Here is a 16,467-nt window from a genome sequence, read left to right on the forward strand (position 1 = left end):
CGTGCACAGGACAGGTGCGCGGCATCCGCCATCCCGGATTGGGCTCGGGCTCGGAGAGACGGAGAGGGCACGCACCCTGCGGTGCGCGCCCTCCCTTGACCGGGCCGGTGTGGCTCAGTCGTCGCCGTTCAGCAGGTCGTGGAACGCCTGGTCCTCCTCTCGGACGTATCCGTTGCGCTCCCGGTAGAGCGCCAGGCGCCGCCCGAACCAGAGAGTGAGCGCCCCGGCGAGGGCGAGGACACCCCCGCCGATGCCGAACGGCAGCAGCCAGTCGCCTGCGCCGGTCAGCGCCAGGCCCGGCGGCAGCTCGGGCGTCGGAGTCGGTGTCGGTGTGGAGACCGGGGTGACGCTCGTGGTCTCGTTCGGCGCCCCGCACAGGCCACGGTGGATCACCTCGCCTCCCTGGCCGTGCAGGGTCTCGATCCAGTAGTAGGTGCCGACCTGCTCGAACACGACCTCACCGGAGGCGTACTCGCCGGCACCGTCAACGGGCACGGTCTCGGAGGTGAACACCAGCTCCTCGGGGGTGCAGGTGACGGTATCGCCGTCCTGCCGGTACGCCTCGAACACCAGCGTCACGCCCTCGGGCACGGTGCCGATGACCTTGGCGGTGTCGTGGGCGGGTTCGCCCAGGGCGACCTCCGCGACGGCCATCGTGGTCACGGCCAGCCCCTCGGGCTGCTCGGTGACGACCGTTGTCTCGCCGGGGGCGCCGCAGGTGCCCTCCACGAGCACGGCACCTTCGGCGTCATACAGGGTCTCGATCCAGAAGACGTTCCCCGGCTCGTCGATGCTCGTGGTGGGCGAGGCGTAAACGCCGGTCTGGGTGACCGGGATCGGGTCGGACTCGTAGAACGCCGTCTCGCATACCGGGTCCGCATCGGCGGGCTGGGGGCCGTAGGCGCGGAACACAAGCGAGGCGCCTTCGGGGATGCTGCCCTGCACGAGCGCGGTGTCTCCGAACGGCTGCCCGACCAGCGCGGCCGGGGTCGCCTGAGTGATGACCGTGACCGGCAGCTCGACCTCCGGCGTCGGCGGGACGTAGAAGCGTTCCAGCACGTCCGCCGGGCTCGACTGGTGGGGCTGCACGCGGTCATCGCCTGTGAAGGTGGTAACCAGGACGTAGTAGCCGGGCTCGGTCGGGGTGATCCGGTCGGCGTCGGTGTAGCCCAGCCGCCAGACACCGTTCCGGGCGGGCGTCGTGATGCTCGTGAGCACGGGCGCGTCGATCAGGTCGAGGTCGTCGGTGAGCACCGCATCGGTGTCGAACGGCCCGTAGACGGTGTGGACGAGCTGATCCACGTCGGCCTGCCAGTAGCCGTCGCCGGCGAAGTCGCCGTGGTTCGCGGGGAACCCGGTGACGGTCACGGTGTCGAACGCCCGCCCGCCGGGGTGGACGTTGTACTCGCGCATCAGCGAGGTTGTCGTGATCGGCCACCGCACGGAGGTCGTCTCGACCGTGATGCCGTAGTCATCGGTCCAGTCGGCGGCGAGATAGTCGCGCACCCACTCGGGCTGCGTGCCCTTTCGCACTTCCCAGACCCAGGTCACGAACCCGCCTTGCGGTGCGACAACCGCAGGCGACGTATAGACGCCGGGACCGTCCGCCGTGACCGTTACGGTGCCCAGCGGCACCGCGCCGGCGGGCACGGTGCCGTCGCGGGCCGGGGGCAGGGTGCCGGGCACCTGATACGCGGTGCCCTCGAACACGACGGGGATGAACGCCCCGTCGCGCTTGAGCCATGCCCCGTTGGAGCTGGACACGTCGATCGTGTCGGTCAGCGCGTCGCCGGGCACGGCAAGGTGCTGGTCGGCTTCGGAGACCGCGTGCGGCTGGAACGGCACGACGCTGGTCTCCGCAACCTTCCCGAACCTGTCGGTGAACGAATCCGTCAGATACTTGCCCGTCTCACCCTGCGCCGTCTTGTCGATCGCCCAAACCCAAGTGTAGAACCCGGACTCGGGTGCGGTGATCGTGCCCGGCGAGGTGTAGGAGCCTGGCCCGGTCAGCGCGACATCCTCGGCGCCGGCGATAGGGGCGCCGGTCGGCGGGGAGTCGGATTCGGCGGGCTGCTCATCGAACGGCCCATAGAGGATGCCGGTCGCGGTCACCTCGACCGGCTGACCGTCGACTCTGATCCAGGTGCCCTTGGTCACCGTGACGGCCAGCTCGTCCACGAAGGCGTCGCCCTCGGCCACGAACCGGGACGCGACCTGCGTGCCGACCTCGGGCTGGAAGTCCAGCTCGATCACCGGCGTCTGCGCCTGCGCGGACAGGTCCGTGGAGGAACCGGCAACCGCAGCGATGAGCCGCTGGGAACCTGGTGTCGTGTAGAGGTCCAGCTGAGCGCCGTAGCCTGCCGCGGCCACGCTCATCGACGCTTCGATCCGGTAGGAGGCGGCACCGTCCGCCGGGGTGCCGGTGATGCCGAACTGGCCTACCCCGACCGTGCGGGAAGAACCGCCGCCGGCGAACACCGCGTCGGTGAGCGTCGCGGTGCCCTGCAGCGACGCGGGGTGCGCGGCGACGGTCAGCGTCCCCGCGTACTGATCCGACATCGACAGGCCCAGGGTCAGCGACGGGTCGGTGACCGCGTTCACGCTGGCCTCCTGCCGCATCACCGCGAGGTTGCCCAGGATCGTGCCCCGAACCCCGGACGGCGCACGGGCGACGTAGTAGTCATCCCCCGACATGCCGTGGCTGTTGTAGACGCCGGGATCGGCGACCGACCACACATACAGGGCGACCGCCGCAGTGATGTTCGGATCGGATGACTGCCCCCACCTGTCCAGGACGTAGTTCAGCTCCGCGAGCTGCTGCCGCGAAAGCGAGTCCAGCGAACCCACCGTCTGCGGCCCCGAGGTCTGGTCGAACGGGGCGGCGGCGCCGAGGTCGATGCAGTACGCCTGCCTGCCGTCGACGTCGGTGCTGTACGCGCCGAGGAAACCCAGCCCCTCGTCGTAGCCGGCGCCGTGGCTGGCGGCGTACGCCGGCGAGGTGCCGAGGACGACCGAGCCGGCGGCGACGAGGAGGACGACCAGCAGCGAGGCCATGCGGCGCCACACGCCGCCCGGCGGGTGCTTCCGGCTCAGGGACGGGGAATCGGTCGACACAGACATGGGCTGTCCTCCTGGCTCTTAGCGAACGGACGGCGAGAGAGCCGTCCAGCCAGCAGGTGCGCCCAGCCTCACCCACCCGAGCGAGTCCTGAGCGCGCAGGGGTTCAGGATTCGTGAACCTGCGGGACTTGTGTCTCTACTGCTACGGGTTCGTTCTGTGCGCTCACGTCCGTTAGGTGCGCTCTGCCGTCCGCTGATGGGGTTTCGTTGCGCCGCGACGATCGGATGATGGTGCTCGCGAGGTCGTGAATGCGAGTTCGCGCGGCTTGTGAAATAATCTGCGTATGGATGCAGATAAGCGGGTATGCGGGATGGACCCGGACAGTCAGTTCGTCGAGCTCGCCGTGGAAGTGTTCGGGATGCTCGCCGATGCGACCCGCGTGCGCATCATCCTCGCCCTGCGAGCCGCTGGGGAGCTGTCGGTGAACCAGCTCGCCGAGACGGTGGAGAAGTCCCCGGCGGCGGTGTCGCAGCATCTGGCGAAGCTGCGTCTGGCGCGGATCGTGGCGACCCGGCAGGAGGGGCAGCGGGTGTTCTACCGGCTGGAGAATGAGCACGCTTCCCAGCTCGTCTCGGACGCGATCTTCCAGGCCGAGCACTCCCTCGGCGGCACACCCCGCCACCACCACGGCGAGCAGGATCGCGCATGACCGCCGCACCGCACGACCACCACCACGACCACGGTGATGCTGGCCACGAGCACGAGCACGAGCACGGCGCCGGAGGCGGGCATCCACATGATCCAGCCGGTCGCCCTCACTCCCACGGCGGCCACGGTCACGGCGAGCACAGCCACGAGCACCCGACCGGGATCAGGGGGTTCTTCTACGGGATCTTCGTGCCGCACTCCCATGATGCCTCGGACGCGATCGACGACGCGCTGGAGGCGAACGCGGAGGGCATCCGTGCGCTGAAGATCAGCCTCGTCGTGCTGCTGGTCACCGCGGTCCTGCAGGGCGTCATCGTGGCGCTGTCCGGCTCGGTCGCGCTGCTGGCCGACACGATCCATAACTTCTCTGACGCGCTGACCGCGGTGCCGCTGTGGATCGCGTTCGCCCTCTCGCGCCGGGCGGCGACCCGCCGCTACACCTACGGCTACAACCGCGCCGAAGACCTCGCGGGCCTGTTCATCGTGGTCATGATCGCGCTGTCCGCGATCATCGCCGCATGGCAGGCGATCGACCGCATCATCCACCCGCAGCCGATCAGCAATCTCGGCTGGGTCATCGGCGCGGGCATCGTCGGCTTCCTCGGCAACGAGGCCGTCGCGATCTACCGCATCCGCGTGGGCCAGAAGATCGGCTCGGCGGCCTTGGTCGCCGATGGCGTCCACGCCCGCACCGACGGGTTCACCTCGCTGGCCGTGGTGGCCGGTGGCGTCGGCGTGCTGCTGGGCTTCCCGCTTGCCGACCCCATCGTCGGGGTGCTCATCGCCGCGCTGATCTTCGTCCTGCTCATCGGGACCGTCCGCTCCATCGGCCGCCGCCTCATGGACGGCATCGAGCCGGATCTCCTGGACCGCGTCGAGCACGCCCTCGAGCACGTCCCCGAAGTCACTGGCATCGAACAGGTCCGCCTGCGCTGGGTCGGCCACCGCCTCCACGGCGATGCCGCGATCTACATCCACGACACCTCGCTCGCCGACGCGAACCGCGTCACGGCCGCAGCCCAGGCATCGGTCAAGTCGCATCTGCCCAACGTCGACGACATCACCATCCGCACCCTCGCCCGCTGACACCAGGCCGGCGCCGAGCGTTCGGCTTTAGGTTCTCCGCGCGCGCTCACCTGCCTTGGCGTGCTCTGCACCTGGTTGAGGGGGTCCGGGATCACGCGAATCGGATGACGGTTCTTCGAGATTCTCGAAGGTTTCACTGTAATCTCGAAGCATGACCGGGAATCCTGAAGTGGCACGCTCATGGCGGTGAGTCCGCTGCGGAGCGTGTCGGGGTCGCAGGTCGCCGCGCTGACCTCGCCGCAGGCGCTGGAGGACTTCGAGCAGGAGCTGATCGACCCAGTTCCGCGAACCCGCACCCTCGACTAGCCTGAAAGCGGCCGTCAGCACTCAGGTTCCCGAGATTTCCGAACGAGAAGCGCGGAACCCGTTACTCTCCCCGGTCATGCGTCCGGTCGTGTCGAAGGCGGCGAGCTCGGCGGGGTGGAGCTGGTGCTGGACGACGAAGGAGCGGTCCTTGATGCGCCAGAGCCCCTGTCCCGTGCCGAGCGACGGCAGAAGCCGCTGCTCGGTCCCGGTCAGCCCGAGCGCGAGCGCGGTGGAGCCGAGCTGATCGGCTTCCTGGCGGTAGACGATCCTGGTCTCCGCGTTCGCCAGCAGCGACGAGGCGAGCGCGCGCATGGCGGAACCCTGATCGCCCACGTTGTCGAGGTCGGAGAGCTTGTGGAAGATCAGCATGTTGGCGATCCCGAAGTGGCGGGCGAGCCTCCACTGAGCATCCATCCGCTTGAGCAGCGACGGGTAGGCCATCAAGCGCCATGCCTCGTCGTAGATCACCCACCGCTGCCCGCCAGCGGGATCGGACAAGGCCGATTCCATCCACGCCGAGGAGCAGGTCATCAGCACGGAAATGAGCGTCGAGTTCTCCGCCACGCGAGACAGGTCCAAGGACACCATCGGCAGCGACGGATCGAAGCGCACCGTGCTCGGCCCGTCGAACAAGCCCTGCAAGTCACCCGCCACTAGGCGCCGCAGGGCGTGGCCGACGAGGCGCCCGTCCTCCGCGAGCCGCCCGTCCCCGTCGTCTGCCGGGCTCGGAGCCAGGATGCGGTCCACGACCATCGGCAGGATCGGCACCTCCGCGCTGCGCACCGCGTCCCGCAATGCGAGGTCGATCGCGGTGTGCTCCAGCGGCGACAGCACCCGGTCCAGCACGGTCTCCGCGAGCGCGCCGATCAGGTCACGGCGACGCGAGGCGACCTGGATAGCCCATTCGGCGTCCGACACCGCAGAGGCGCGGTGTCCTTCATCGAGGGGGTTGAGGCGGTTGCGGAGCCCGTGGCCCAGGATGATCGCCCGCCCGCCGACCGCCTCCGCGACCGCCGTGTGCTCTCCCTTGGGGTCGCCGGGGACGTAGACCCGGCGACCGAACGGCAGCGACCTCGTGTAGAGGGATTTCGCCAGGCTCGACTTGCCGCTGCCGACGATCCCGGCGAGCACGACGTTCGGGGCGGTGATGAGGCCGCGCTGGTACAAGGTCCACGGGTCGTAGACGAAGCTGCCGCCCGAGTAGAGGTCCTGCCCGACGAACACCCCGTCCGAGCCGAGGCCGCCTTCGGCCAGGAACGGGTACTGCCCGGCGAGGGTCGCGGAGGTGTCCTGGTGCTTGGGAAGACGGAACCGGCCCGGCGTGCGCAGTCCCGCGGGCCCCGGCTCGCCGCTGGCGGGCAGGTAGGTCGTCGCACGGCGCTCGGCCTGCTCCGCATCCCACTTCGCCTTCGCATCGTCCTTGCGCACCTGCCGGGCTTCGGCCTCTACCTGGGCGGCGGCTTTCTGGCGTGCCTTGCGGTGCCGGCGCCGTTCGCCCTGCGGGCCGACCAGGACGCTGGTGTGCAGCCGGCCCTCCTCCGGCCCGGTCACAACGCCAGGCCCCGGCCGGGCGATGCCGCGCGCGGGGCGCGAGCGAACCAATCCGTCGCCTCCGCACGGTCGGCGCGAGCCGGTTGCCGCTCCGAACTGCGAGAGGTGGGCTCGGGGGTGTCGATGCTGAGGAGCGCCGGGTCGGGCACGGCGTCGTACTCGCGCAGCAGCGAGACGTGCCCGAGGAACGGGCTGTAGGTTAGCGTGTAGACGTCCTTGGCCGCCATCCGGTCCAGCGCCCCGCGCGGCGGGTTGTCGTAGACGTACCCGTTGACAAGCGCGTCGCGCACGGTGTCCTCACCGTAGTCGTACCCGGCCAGGTGCTCGATCGCGGCGTCCGGGCCGGAGGCGTGGATGAGGTCGAGCACCTTGTCCGCATCGGCGCCGTCGAGGAACACGACGCTGATCCACCGCGGCGCAGCCTCCCGCCGGCCGACCTGCTCCGCGGCCGGGGGTTCCGGCTGGAACTCGGCCAGCAAGGCCAGGTCGCTGTAGTTCCAGCGGGCGGCCTCGGCCGTCCATGCCGGGAACAGTCCCTCGTTCTCGGCGCGCACTCCGGGATTGTCGAGCGCGAACTGACGGGCCTCGCCGGCTGCGCTGAGGTAGCCGGCCAGCTCCCGCAGCGCCCGGCCTGGCTCGACCGGGGTGCCGGCGCCGGTGAACAGGTCGCGGCCCTCGATCGTCTCCCCGGTCGTGGCGTCCTCGATCCGGTAGGCGTAGCGCTGGTGCTCGCCCAGCGGCGCGTCGGGCCACACCGTGAGCGTGAGCGTCCCGGCGTGGGCCGTCGTCCGAACCGCGTCGGTCGAGTCCACGCCAGCGGCCTCGGCGGCGGGGTGCCAGGCGATCCGGCCCGAGTGCGACATGGCCCCATCCAGCCGATCATGCACCCCATCCAGGAGCATGCCAGCCTGGTGCAACTCAGCGGCGGCGGCGAGTGCAGCGGTCGCCCCGGCGGCCTGGTCGCCCCCGTCGTCGTGCGCCCGCGTGCGGTGGCTGATGTGCGCGGCGGCGAGCTGGTCGAGAACCTGCCGCAGCGACCGCACCCCGCCGAGCAGATCGCCGATCACCGCATAGGTGTCGGCCGGGTCGTCGGTGAAGGCGCGGGAGGCGTGGGCGAGGCCCCGCAGCGCCTCATACGCCCCTGTCGCGTCCTTCCTCGGGTCATCGAAGGTCGGCATGATCGGCTCCTCACAGTCGCGGGGTTTCTGCTGCCTGTCAGGTGCACCCGGTCAGACCGACCGGCACAGCGGCAGCGCGGCGACAGTGAACGCGACCGCCTGCTGACCCACGAGCCTCCGCGTCTCGCAGGAGGCTTGGATCGCAGCCTGCTCGACGGCGGCCACGGCGGCGTCGAGCTCATCGGCAGTCGGCGCGGACACGGAGATGAGGCCGGACACGCGCAGGACGCCGTGCCCGGCGGTCAGGTCGGCCTCCTGCTGGAGCACGTCATCGAGCTCGGCCGACGCGGAGGCGTCCTCGACCTGCCCGATCTTCCTGCGTTGGGACGCGTCGGAGATGAGCTCGGTCTTCTTCTTCCGCAGGTCCCTGGCCGCCTGGTCCGCCCGGACGGGTGTGTAGTGCAAGGCCAGCGTGCGGAGGATGCCGTTGGACAGCACCAGCGGGGCGAGGAATCCGGGGAACACCTGCGAGCGGGGCCATTCGTTGATCCACAGCACCGCGTGGAACGCGGAGTCCGACCGCAACCTGTCCCAGGTCTCGGTGACCGCGACCGGGCCGGCGGTCGCGAGGTCGCGACCGAGCGCACCGTGACGCTCCAAGGCGGGCGCGGCCGCCGGGTCGTAGGCGGAACGCAAGATCACGGCGACCTCGCCGGGGGTCAGCCACCCGGTCGAGGTCAGCTCCGCCGCGCGCAGCGCGGTGGTCATGGTCGTCATCTCCTGACGGAGCACCGCGGCAGCTCCTCCCATCCCGCCGCCGCTCGTCCTGATCTGCCGCGCGGCGGCCTTCATGTCCAGGGCGAGGCTGATGGTCGTCGCATGCCGTTCCCCGGCGGGGCCAGCACGTTCGATCAGCTCGGCGTAGGTGGTCGCGGCCCAGGAACCGTCATTGGTGCCGTGGGTGCGCCACCACTCGGCCAGGCCCGAGCCGGAGTCCGGAAGGGTCCGCTCAGAGACCTGAATCCGGGCGATCCTGCCCGAACGGCAGGCGGCGGCCAGCACACGGCCCCAGCCGGAGACGCGACGTTGCTGTTCGCCCGGATCGAGGAGCACGAACGCCGGATGCGAGACGCCGAGGATCGCAGTGAGGGTCTGGGCGTGCGGGTCGTGGATCATCGCCGCCCCGGTCTCCGGGTCCTCCCACTCCCGCAACGCCGCCGCATCACCGGGCAGAGCGAGGGTTCCGGCGGGGCGGGGCTTGATGATCCGGCGCCGGTAGATGAGCTGCCCGAGGTAGGTGCGCGCGACCCAGCGGGCGAGGATCGGCACCCACTCGATGACCTTGCGCCCGCCGGCGGGGATCACCGCAACAAGCGCCGCCGAGCCCCACAGGGGCGAAGTCCACGCCAGTCCCATCCCGCCGCCCGTGTAGAGGGAGGCGACGACGGTGAGGATCGCGACGCCGAGGACGACGAGCTGCGGCAAGGACAGGCCGAGCATGATGCCACGCTTGGTGAGGCGGGAGAACTGCACCGGGGCGAGCGGGTAGTCGCTGTTCGCGTTCGTCGCCATCGGTCACTCCTTCCCTGACGGCTTGGACGACGGAGCAGGCGGCGGGGCCGACCGACGCGGCGCCGACGACGCGGGAGCCTGCGACGGGGCGGATGACGGCGCGGGCCGTCCCGGCGGGTTGGCCTGCGCCGGCGGGACGGGCGGCGGCGATGTCTGCTCGGCTGCCGCGCCCGCGTGGCTCTCGGCGGCCCCACCGACCCCGCCGCCGAGCTTCGGCCCGGCGGTCGCAGCGCCCTTGACGACTGCGGCGCCGGCGACCACGGCCGCGCCGACCGGCCCCGCCGCCGCGCCGGCACCCGCGGCGCCAGCACCCGCGCTCGCTCCTGTCGAGCCTGCGGCGGCCCCGCCCCCAGCCGTGGCCGCGCTCGAGCCTGCGCCGGCCGAGGCTGACGCGGGGGTTGCACCGGAGCCGCCCGATCCGCCGCCGCCGGGGGCGGCTCCACCGTCGAGCACCTTCTTGGCCGTATCCGCGGAGGGCGCGGAAGGGATCGGGATGGGCCGGTTGAGCGCCGACTTGGCCTCCTGCTCCGAGCTCATCGCGTGGTACATATCGAAGCCGACGAACGACAGGAACTTGTAGGTGATGTACGGCGCGAACGCGGCGATGAACATCAGAACCACGCCGGCGATGGGGTCGCTGATGGAGGCGAGGTCGGCCTCGATGGGGGCGGAGACCTGGCCGATCGCGACGAGGAAGATCACAACCAGGACCAGCTTGGAGAAGATCAGCGCGATCACGAACGCTGCCCACTTGGCGAACCACCCCTTAGTCGCATCCCAGGTCGCCCCGGCCAGGGCGATGGGTCCGAAGACGATCGCGACCAGCAATAGGGCTTTGCGGATCAGCAGGGAGAACCACACGATCGCCGCCGCGCTGATAGCGAGACCGGCGAGGAAGATCGTGAGAATGGCCCCGACGCCGGGAGCAGCGATGTTGATACCCGCGAGGCCCGTCGCGAGGAGAGCGATCTGGGTGCCCATCGTCTCCATCGAGTTCCCGGTGGCCTGCACGATCCCGACCGCGAGCTGGTCGGTGACTTCCAGCAGCAGCGCCGTCAGGGTGATGACGAGGAACGACCCGAGGACGCTCTTGGCGAGCCCGAGAGCGGCTCGGGACAGCGCGGTGGGGTCGCGGTGGATGAGGCCGGTGATGAGCTGGAGGCAGAAGAAGATCAGCATCACGAAGATCGCGACACCGAACAGGACGTTGTAGACGCCGACGTACTCCGGGCTGGTCACGTCGACCAGGGTGGTGGTGTCGAACACAGTCCACACGGCCTCGAACAACCACGCGGCAGCGCCGGCCATCGCCTGCCCGAGCCAGTCGAACGGGGCGGCGACCAGGGAGGCCACCCCCTCGCCCACCGCGTCGCAAACGGAGGAGATGACCGGGACATCGCAGACACTCATCGGCCCGCCCTCCGCTCGGTCGGGTGCTCGCTCCGCGCTGTCATACCGCTTGCCCCACGCCCCAGAAGAAGTTGATGAGCGTGACCGCGGCGCCGCAGATGATCGCCGCCCCGCAGCTCACCAGCACGCCGACCTTGCCGCGCGAGGCGAGGTGGGGGTTGGAGCTGTTCGCGCCGAAGCCCCAGATGATCGCGCTGATGATCAGCGCCAGGACGCTGAGAATGAGTCCGACCGTCATGACGGCCCCGACGATGATGCGCAGTTGCTCGATGCCGGGAAGGCCGGACGAGTTGGGGTCGATGTCGATCACGATTGCTCCTTGACGGTGACGAGACGAGTTCTCGACGGTCAGGTGCGCCTTGTCTGTCCCGCTCAGGCGGCGGGCCGGTCAGAGCTGGGTGCCGAGGGCGAGGAGGAAGTTCATCCACGCGACCCCGGCGCCGGCGAGCGCGGCGGCGCCGACCGACACCCACAGGCCGGTGCGGGCCTTGGTGGCCGCCTGGTAGTTGCCGGACGATGCGCCGATCGCCCAGACGATCGCGCAGACGATGAGCATGAGGACGGCGATGATGAGCACGAAGGTCAGCAGGGCGCCCACGATGGAGCGCAGCTCGGCGGCACCGCCGACGCCCCCGAAGTCGGGGAACACGTCCATCAGGCCCCCCTCCCAGAGGTGCAGGTCGCGAGGGTCATGTCCCCGCCGTTGACGCCTTCGGCGCCGTGCTCGGCGAGCCAGGCGGTGCCGTCGACGGCGGGTTGTCCTTGCCCGCCGGGGTGGATTTCCAGGTGCAGGTGTGGTCCGGTGGAACGGCCGGACGAGCCCACATCCCCGATGTGCTGCCCGGCAGTCACGGTCTGGCCTTCGGTGACGTGGATGCCGGTCTCCCACATATGCGCGTAGTACGACGCGACCCGCTCACCGGCGACGGTGTGCTCGATAATGACGAGCCCGCCGAAGCCGCCGCTGAACCCGGCGTGCACGACCACCCCGTCCGCGACGGCGAGGATCGGGGTCCCGTCCGCGGCGGCGAGGTCGGAGCCTGCGTGGAAGGCGCGCTCCCCGGTGAACGGGTCGGTGCGCCACCCGAAACTGTCGGTGTCCACCCACGTCCCTTCGGGGAGCGGGAACACGATGCGGGTGGTCTCCGGCACGACCGGCGCCGCGCCGCTGCCACCGCCCGAGCCCGCGGGCCGGGTGAGGGCGGTCAGGATCGCCTCGGCGACGGGCTGGTAGTTCTGATACCTGTCCGGGTACGCGGAGACCTCCACCGCCTGGGCCGCCTCGCCGGGGTCCATGCTCTGCCAGCCGGGGATGTCGAGCAGGCCGCGCGGCGACGGGTAGTTCGGGCCGGTCGGCCCGCCGTAGAACGCGCGGGCCTGGTAGCCCGCGCCCATGAGCTCCGCGACCGTGCCCCACCCCGACTGCGGTCGCATCTGGAACAGCCCGAGGCTGTCGTGATCTGAGCCGTTGCCGTCGTTAGGGTAGTCCGCCGACTCGGGGTAGGCATCCGTGTTGGCGAGCATCCGCAGCGAGGACTCGGTGAGCGCAGCCATCAGCGCGATGACCACGCCGGGCCCGCCGACGCCTGCGGTCTGCGAGCCCGCGGTGATGATCGTCGCCGCGTGGGTGAGCTGCGCTCGGTTCAGCGTGACGGTCTGGCCGTTCTTGGTCGCCGCGGTGAGCGAGTCCGGGATCGGGCCGACGACCAGCGAGCCGGGAAGGCACGCCGCCGACGCGGCAGGGTTGACCAGCGTTGCGACACCGAGCAGGACGGTGGAGGGGGCGAAGAACAGCAGCGCGACGGCGATGACAACGAGCTTCCTCATCACGGCAGATCACCCGCCCGTCAGCGCAGCGGGCTGTCGAGCTCGGACAGCCGCAGCACCTCGCACAGTCCCCAACCGGCTCCGCGGCCGGGAATCGGGGGTGTGCAGACGATGAACACCGTGAAAGACACAGGCCGGGATGCCGCCACCGGCTCGGTACCCGAGATGCCGTCACGGTGCCGGGTGCCGGTGATCGTGTATGCGAGAGCGCCGTCCGGTATCTGGCCAGGTGCGGCCTGCTCGACGGCGGTGGCCCAGGCATCGGGCACGAACGTCTCCTCGACGGTGAGCCACTGGCTGGTCGCGTATTGCCGGAGCTGAGCCCATGCCTCCGAGGTCGGCAGGTAGGCGCGCACATCACCCACCAACGCATCCGCCTCCTGATCGGCAGCCACGTCCGCGAGCATCTGCGCGTAGTCGGAGGGGCCGAACCCAGATGCGGTGTCCCAGGCGAACAGCGCCTCCGCCACGTTGCGGGCGAACGCCTCGGGGCCTCCAGTCCTCGGCACCGCCGCCGGGCTCGCACCCGCGGTCGGCGCGGGCGCGATGGTCGCGGCAGGGGTCGGCGCGTCCGAGGGGCGGGGATCGTCTCGCGCGGGGCCGCGCAACAGCCCGTAGATGCCGACGCCGACGAGGATCAGCAGGGCAAGGCCGAACGCGGCGGCGGCGATCAGCAGGCGACGACGGCGGCGGTCGGCGGCGGGGTCCATGCGCGGGTCCTCCCAGGCGATATGTGATGTCGCCAGGCAGGTGCGCCGCTTCGCACCCGGACGGGATCAGGCGATGTGCTCGGTACGGGAGTGCCGCGCGGAACGGGCGGCGTCCGCGAACGCGACAGTGCCCGTGACGGCGTGCTCGAACCTCGCCCATTGCTCCTCTGTGAGCGCAGACGCCACTTCGGCGGGGTCGTAGTGCGCCCACCAATCGGTCATGTCGTCCCAGGTCGCGGTGAACACGGTCAGCGGGAACGGCACCGGCTCGCCCGTCTCCACCGCCGTCAGCGCGGGCCGCTTGGCCTTGCGACCGGCGGCCTTCGCCGCCTTGACACGGGCGAGCGCGGCCTGCGCTAGCGCCTCCATCTCGGCGGTCTTCGCCTCCTGCTCGGCGTCGCGCACCGCGGCGGCCTCGACGCGGGCCAGGTCGCGCAGCTCCGCCGGCTGAGCGACGTCGGCGGCGAGCTCGTCGAGCTCGGCAAGGGAAAGCTCCGTGTTGATCCGCAGGTGCGAGGGGTAGACCTTGCCACCCGCCTTGATCCGCTCGACCTCCTCGGCTGCGCGCTGGCGCACGGCCTCGGGTTGGCTCTCGTCGGCGGCGAGGTCTTCGAGGCGGCCGATGCGCTCCAAGGTCGTATACGAGGCGCGGCCGGTGACCATCCGGGCAGCCTGCGCGCGGGCCTCGCCGGTCGGAGTGAGGAACGGTGCCGCCAAGTTGGCGGCACCGCTTTCTCCGGCTTCGCCGGACGCATGGAACCGGGTCGCCTCCTGGCGACCCGCGGCGTCCTCGGCCAGCAGGGTCTTCAGCTCGCGGTAGAGGGCGGCGGCTTCGAGCTGGGTCAGGGGCTTGTGCAGGAGGTTGTCGTCCTGCTCGGCGAGGAGCTGCCCGAGCCGGTCCGAGACCCCGGCACGCACCCAGACGTTGACGCTCTTCCAGCCAAGCTGCCTGATCGCCGCGAGGCGGCGGGCGCCGCAGATCAGATGCCCGTCGAGGGTGATGGTGATGGGCTGCAAGAGGCCACCCCGGCGGATCGACTCGACCAGCGGCGCGAGGTCTCCGAGGTCGTGACGGTGCCGGCGTCCGACCGTGATGGAGTCCACGGTCCGCTCCAGCTCGATATGGCCCGCCGGTGCCGTGCTCATGGCCGCTCGATCCCTGGGGCCGCGAGGCCCGCGGCGAGCACGAGGTCGTCGTCCGTCAGCAAGGCGCGCAGCGGTTCGCCGATCAGCAGCCGCAGCAGCACGCCGCGGCCCGCGTTGGTGTGCGCGAGGGCGGGGTCGGGGGTGCCGAGGACGATCCGCAGCAGCGCCGACCACGACGCGCCGGGCAGGTCGAGCAGCGCGCGGGCCTGACGGTCGCGGCGCAGTCCCTCGAACGCGGAGGAACGGGAGGCCGCCTCGGCAAGCCGGGCGGTGACGTACTCGACCGCGGCGCGGGCGGTGTCGGGTTCCCAGCCGAGTAGGCAGAAGAACGTGATCGTGTCCTCCACCGCTGAGCCCACGGTCGTCACCAACTCCGCCTGCGGCTCCTCGGCGTTCTCGGCGTCGGCGAACGGGTCGACGTGGAACGCCGGGTGGTAGTCGGTCAAGGGGTTCTCGCGGTCGCTGAACCGCTCCGCGTCGTGGAACACGGAGTAGCGGGGCCGGCGAGCCTGGTGCACGGAGCAGAGCAGCCCGTTGCCGCGTTCCTCGCCGATGCAGGTCACCTGCACCGCGCGGGTCACGACCGCCCACGGGTCCTCCGCCCGGCGGGTCGCGGCGCCCCGCATCGCCTCGAACGCCGCCGATGCGGCCTCCCACGGGTCAAGCCCGTGCTTGCGGGCCAGGGCCGCATACTTGTCGGCCGCGTGCCGCATCAGTAAGGCGGCCTCCGGGTCATCCCGCCATGCGCCTCGGCCTGCGTCGTGCAGGCGGGTGAGCAGGGCGCGCAGCGCCTCCGAGTCCTCGAAACGAGCCCGACGTTCGCGGGCGTTCACTTGTGGCATTCCGGCACCTCCTGAACAGCAGGTGCGCGCACGTCTTCCAGCCACGGGGCTCACCGTTGCGCTGGGGGCGTGCATGGCTGCCTCAGCCCAGCCCGATCCCGGAACGCGACACCCACGAGAACCGCTCGTCGCCGCCGCGCCCGAACGCCGAGGCCGGCGGAAGCCGGCGGGCACGCTCGCTGACCTTCGCCGCCGTGCTTGTGGCTCCGCGGCGGGTCGCCCGGACGGTCTGCCCCGGCACGCGGCGGGCACGGCGGGCAAGCTCGGCCTGGAAGTCGATCCCGCGGCCTGCGATGCGACCCGACCGGGAGGCCAGCAGTTCGGTCGGGCGCACCCACTCCACGCCCGGAACCTTCGTCTTCGCTTCCCCGGCGGCAGTCGCGCCGGTCAGGGACGGGTCCTTGTGGCGGGCGAGGGCCGAGGCGTCGCCGCCATCGGTAGCCGTGTTGCGCATCTCGCGGGCGTCGTCGTCGTGGACGACGGAGCGCGGTGACATGGTGGGCTCGTTCATGCGGTCAGCTCCTTCGGGCTCTCCTGCTCATCAGGTGCGTCGCCCCGCGCCGCGAACCAGCGGCCCACGGTCGACGGAGCAACCTGGAAGTGTCGGGCGATCGCCTTGTTCGACCACCCCTCCGCCCGCAACCTGGCGGCGACCAGCCGCCGCCCTGCCGACTCCGGCTCAGCCCTGAACCTCGGAGGGATGTCCGCGGCGGGCTCGGGCACGACCTCCTCGATGGGCTCGGAGGGTCGGGAGCGCACGAGCACGACCGTCAGATGCGTCGAGGCGAGCAGCACGAGCGGCGGCACCGCGGCCACGCACGCCGCCAGAACACCGGGCACGTCCGCGTCGGCGGCGACCACCGCGTGCAGGGCATTCGCGGTGACGGAGATGAGCGCGCCCCCGGCCAGCAACGCCCACGGATACCAGGCCGCACGCTGACCGGCCAATGCGACGACGGCGACGGTGGCGACGACGATCAACCCGTCCACGATCACCGGCCACGCCCACGCCTGCCCCACATCTACCCCCGACCGGCGGGCCAGGTCCGCCAAGGCGGTGAACGAGAGCCAGAACGCGCCAGCCGCGATCAGCACCGTCCCCGCGACCGCGGTCACCACCGCCAGCCGCCC

Annotated in this window: 15 protein-coding genes and 1 pseudogene; 3 read left to right on the plus strand and 13 right to left on the minus strand. The window is 71.0% G+C overall.

What is annotated here, in order from left to right; translation table 11 throughout:
* Window positions 1-114 precede the first annotated feature (114 nt).
* Window positions 115-3,120: a hypothetical protein gene (locus DEA06_RS15670; RefSeq protein WP_116648948.1), complete on the minus strand. Its 3,006-nt coding sequence runs from the start codon at window positions 3,118-3,120 to the stop codon at window positions 115-117.
* 283 nt (window positions 3,121-3,403) lie between these two features.
* Between DEA06_RS15670 and DEA06_RS15675 the strand changes: the two genes are divergently transcribed.
* The 3 genes from DEA06_RS15675 (at window position 3,404) to DEA06_RS16935 (ending at window position 5,160) form a co-directional block, all read left to right on the plus strand.
* Window positions 3,404-3,769 carry a metalloregulator ArsR/SmtB family transcription factor gene (locus DEA06_RS15675; RefSeq protein ID WP_205781310.1) on the plus strand — a complete coding sequence of 122 codons (366 nt, stop codon included), beginning with the start codon at window positions 3,404-3,406 and terminating at the stop codon, window positions 3,767-3,769.
* Complete coding sequence (locus DEA06_RS15680) at window positions 3,766-4,854, plus strand: cation diffusion facilitator family transporter (RefSeq protein ID WP_116648950.1); 1,089 nt, start codon at window positions 3,766-3,768, stop codon at window positions 4,852-4,854. The genes DEA06_RS15675 and DEA06_RS15680 overlap by 4 nt, the downstream gene beginning before the upstream one ends.
* 180 nt (window positions 4,855-5,034) lie before the next feature.
* The gene (locus DEA06_RS16935) at window positions 5,035-5,160 is read left to right on the plus strand and encodes a hypothetical protein (RefSeq protein WP_276308374.1); all 126 of its coding nucleotides are present in this window, start codon (window positions 5,035-5,037) and stop codon (window positions 5,158-5,160) included.
* Between the two features lie 21 nt (window positions 5,161-5,181).
* Here DEA06_RS16935 and DEA06_RS15685 read toward each other — a convergent pair whose 3' ends face one another.
* The 12 genes and pseudogenes from DEA06_RS15685 to DEA06_RS15740 form a co-directional block, all read right to left on the minus strand.
* Window positions 5,182-6,711 carry an ATP-binding protein gene (locus DEA06_RS15685; RefSeq protein WP_116648976.1) on the minus strand — a complete coding sequence of 510 codons (1,530 nt, stop codon included), beginning with the start codon at window positions 6,709-6,711 and terminating at the stop codon, window positions 5,182-5,184.
* Window positions 6,712-7,541: 830 nt separating this feature from the next.
* Window positions 7,542-7,889 (minus strand): annotated as a pseudogene (locus DEA06_RS15690) (hypothetical protein); the annotation flags it as partial.
* 51 nt (window positions 7,890-7,940) lie between these two features.
* The gene (locus tag DEA06_RS15695) at window positions 7,941-9,401 is read right to left on the minus strand and encodes an SCO6880 family protein (protein WP_116648951.1); all 1,461 of its coding nucleotides are present in this window, start codon (window positions 9,399-9,401) and stop codon (window positions 7,941-7,943) included.
* Between the two features lie 3 nt (window positions 9,402-9,404).
* Window positions 9,405-10,811, minus strand: coding sequence for a conjugal transfer protein TrbL (locus tag DEA06_RS15700; protein ID WP_116648952.1), 1,407 nt, complete (start codon window positions 10,809-10,811; stop codon window positions 9,405-9,407).
* Between the two features lie 40 nt (window positions 10,812-10,851).
* Window positions 10,852-11,121: a DUF6112 family protein gene (locus tag DEA06_RS15705; protein ID WP_116648953.1), complete on the minus strand. Its 270-nt coding sequence runs from the start codon at window positions 11,119-11,121 to the stop codon at window positions 10,852-10,854.
* Between the two features lie 78 nt (window positions 11,122-11,199).
* Window positions 11,200-11,466: a DUF6112 family protein gene (locus tag DEA06_RS15710; protein WP_116648954.1), complete on the minus strand. Its 267-nt coding sequence runs from the start codon at window positions 11,464-11,466 to the stop codon at window positions 11,200-11,202.
* A complete protein-coding gene (locus tag DEA06_RS15715; RefSeq protein ID WP_240606988.1) occupies window positions 11,466-12,638 on the minus strand; it encodes a M23 family metallopeptidase in 1,173 nt (390 codons plus the stop codon). The genes DEA06_RS15710 and DEA06_RS15715 overlap by 1 nt, the downstream gene beginning before the upstream one ends.
* 20 nt (window positions 12,639-12,658) lie before the next feature.
* The gene (locus DEA06_RS15720; RefSeq protein ID WP_116648956.1) at window positions 12,659-13,348 is read right to left on the minus strand and encodes a hypothetical protein; all 690 of its coding nucleotides are present in this window, start codon (window positions 13,346-13,348) and stop codon (window positions 12,659-12,661) included.
* Between the two features lie 66 nt (window positions 13,349-13,414).
* Window positions 13,415-14,494: a ParB/RepB/Spo0J family partition protein gene (locus DEA06_RS15725; protein WP_116648957.1), complete on the minus strand. Its 1,080-nt coding sequence runs from the start codon at window positions 14,492-14,494 to the stop codon at window positions 13,415-13,417.
* A complete protein-coding gene (locus DEA06_RS15730) occupies window positions 14,491-15,336 on the minus strand; it encodes a hypothetical protein (RefSeq protein ID WP_116648958.1) in 846 nt (281 codons plus the stop codon). The genes DEA06_RS15725 and DEA06_RS15730 overlap by 4 nt, the downstream gene beginning before the upstream one ends.
* Window positions 15,337-15,418: 82 nt before the next feature.
* A complete protein-coding gene (locus tag DEA06_RS15735) occupies window positions 15,419-15,847 on the minus strand; it encodes a hypothetical protein (RefSeq protein WP_116648959.1) in 429 nt (142 codons plus the stop codon).
* Window positions 15,844-16,455: a DUF2637 domain-containing protein gene (locus DEA06_RS15740; protein ID WP_116648977.1), complete on the minus strand. Its 612-nt coding sequence runs from the start codon at window positions 16,453-16,455 to the stop codon at window positions 15,844-15,846. The genes DEA06_RS15735 and DEA06_RS15740 overlap by 4 nt, the downstream gene beginning before the upstream one ends.
* Window positions 16,456-16,467: the final 12 nt, after the last annotated feature.

Origin of the sequence: Microbacterium sp. Gd 4-13, from assembly GCF_003095395.1 — a bacterium.
In the GTDB taxonomy this organism is placed as follows: Bacteria; Actinomycetota; Actinomycetes; order Actinomycetales; family Microbacteriaceae; genus Microbacterium.

Bases quoted from the DNA above. Each gene is read 5' to 3' on its own strand.
- DEA06_RS15670 (WP_116648948.1), bottom strand. From the start codon at position 3,120: ATGTCTGTGTCGACCGATTCCCCGTCCCTGAGCCGGAAGCACCCGCCG.
- DEA06_RS15675 (WP_205781310.1), top strand. From the start codon at position 3,404: ATGGATGCAGATAAGCGGGTATGCGGGATGGACCCGGACAGTCAGTTC.
- DEA06_RS15680 (WP_116648950.1), top strand. From the start codon at position 3,766: ATGACCGCCGCACCGCACGACCACCACCACGACCACGGTGATGCTGGC.
- DEA06_RS16935 (WP_276308374.1), top strand. From the start codon at position 5,035: ATGGCGGTGAGTCCGCTGCGGAGCGTGTCGGGGTCGCAGGTCGCCGCG.
- DEA06_RS15695 (WP_116648951.1), bottom strand. From the start codon at position 9,401: ATGGCGACGAACGCGAACAGCGACTACCCGCTCGCCCCGGTGCAGTTC.
- DEA06_RS15700 (WP_116648952.1), bottom strand. From the start codon at position 10,811: ATGAGTGTCTGCGATGTCCCGGTCATCTCCTCCGTTTGCGACGCGGTG.
- DEA06_RS15710 (WP_116648954.1), bottom strand. From the start codon at position 11,466: ATGGACGTGTTCCCCGACTTCGGGGGCGTCGGCGGTGCCGCCGAGCTG.
- DEA06_RS15715 (WP_240606988.1), bottom strand. From the start codon at position 12,638: ATGAGGAAGCTCGTTGTCATCGCCGTCGCGCTGCTGTTCTTCGCCCCC.
- DEA06_RS15720 (WP_116648956.1), bottom strand. From the start codon at position 13,348: ATGGACCCCGCCGCCGACCGCCGCCGTCGTCGCCTGCTGATCGCCGCC.
- DEA06_RS15725 (WP_116648957.1), bottom strand. From the start codon at position 14,494: ATGAGCACGGCACCGGCGGGCCATATCGAGCTGGAGCGGACCGTGGAC.
- DEA06_RS15730 (WP_116648958.1), bottom strand. From the start codon at position 15,336: ATGCCACAAGTGAACGCCCGCGAACGTCGGGCTCGTTTCGAGGACTCG.
- DEA06_RS15735 (WP_116648959.1), bottom strand. From the start codon at position 15,847: ATGAACGAGCCCACCATGTCACCGCGCTCCGTCGTCCACGACGACGAC.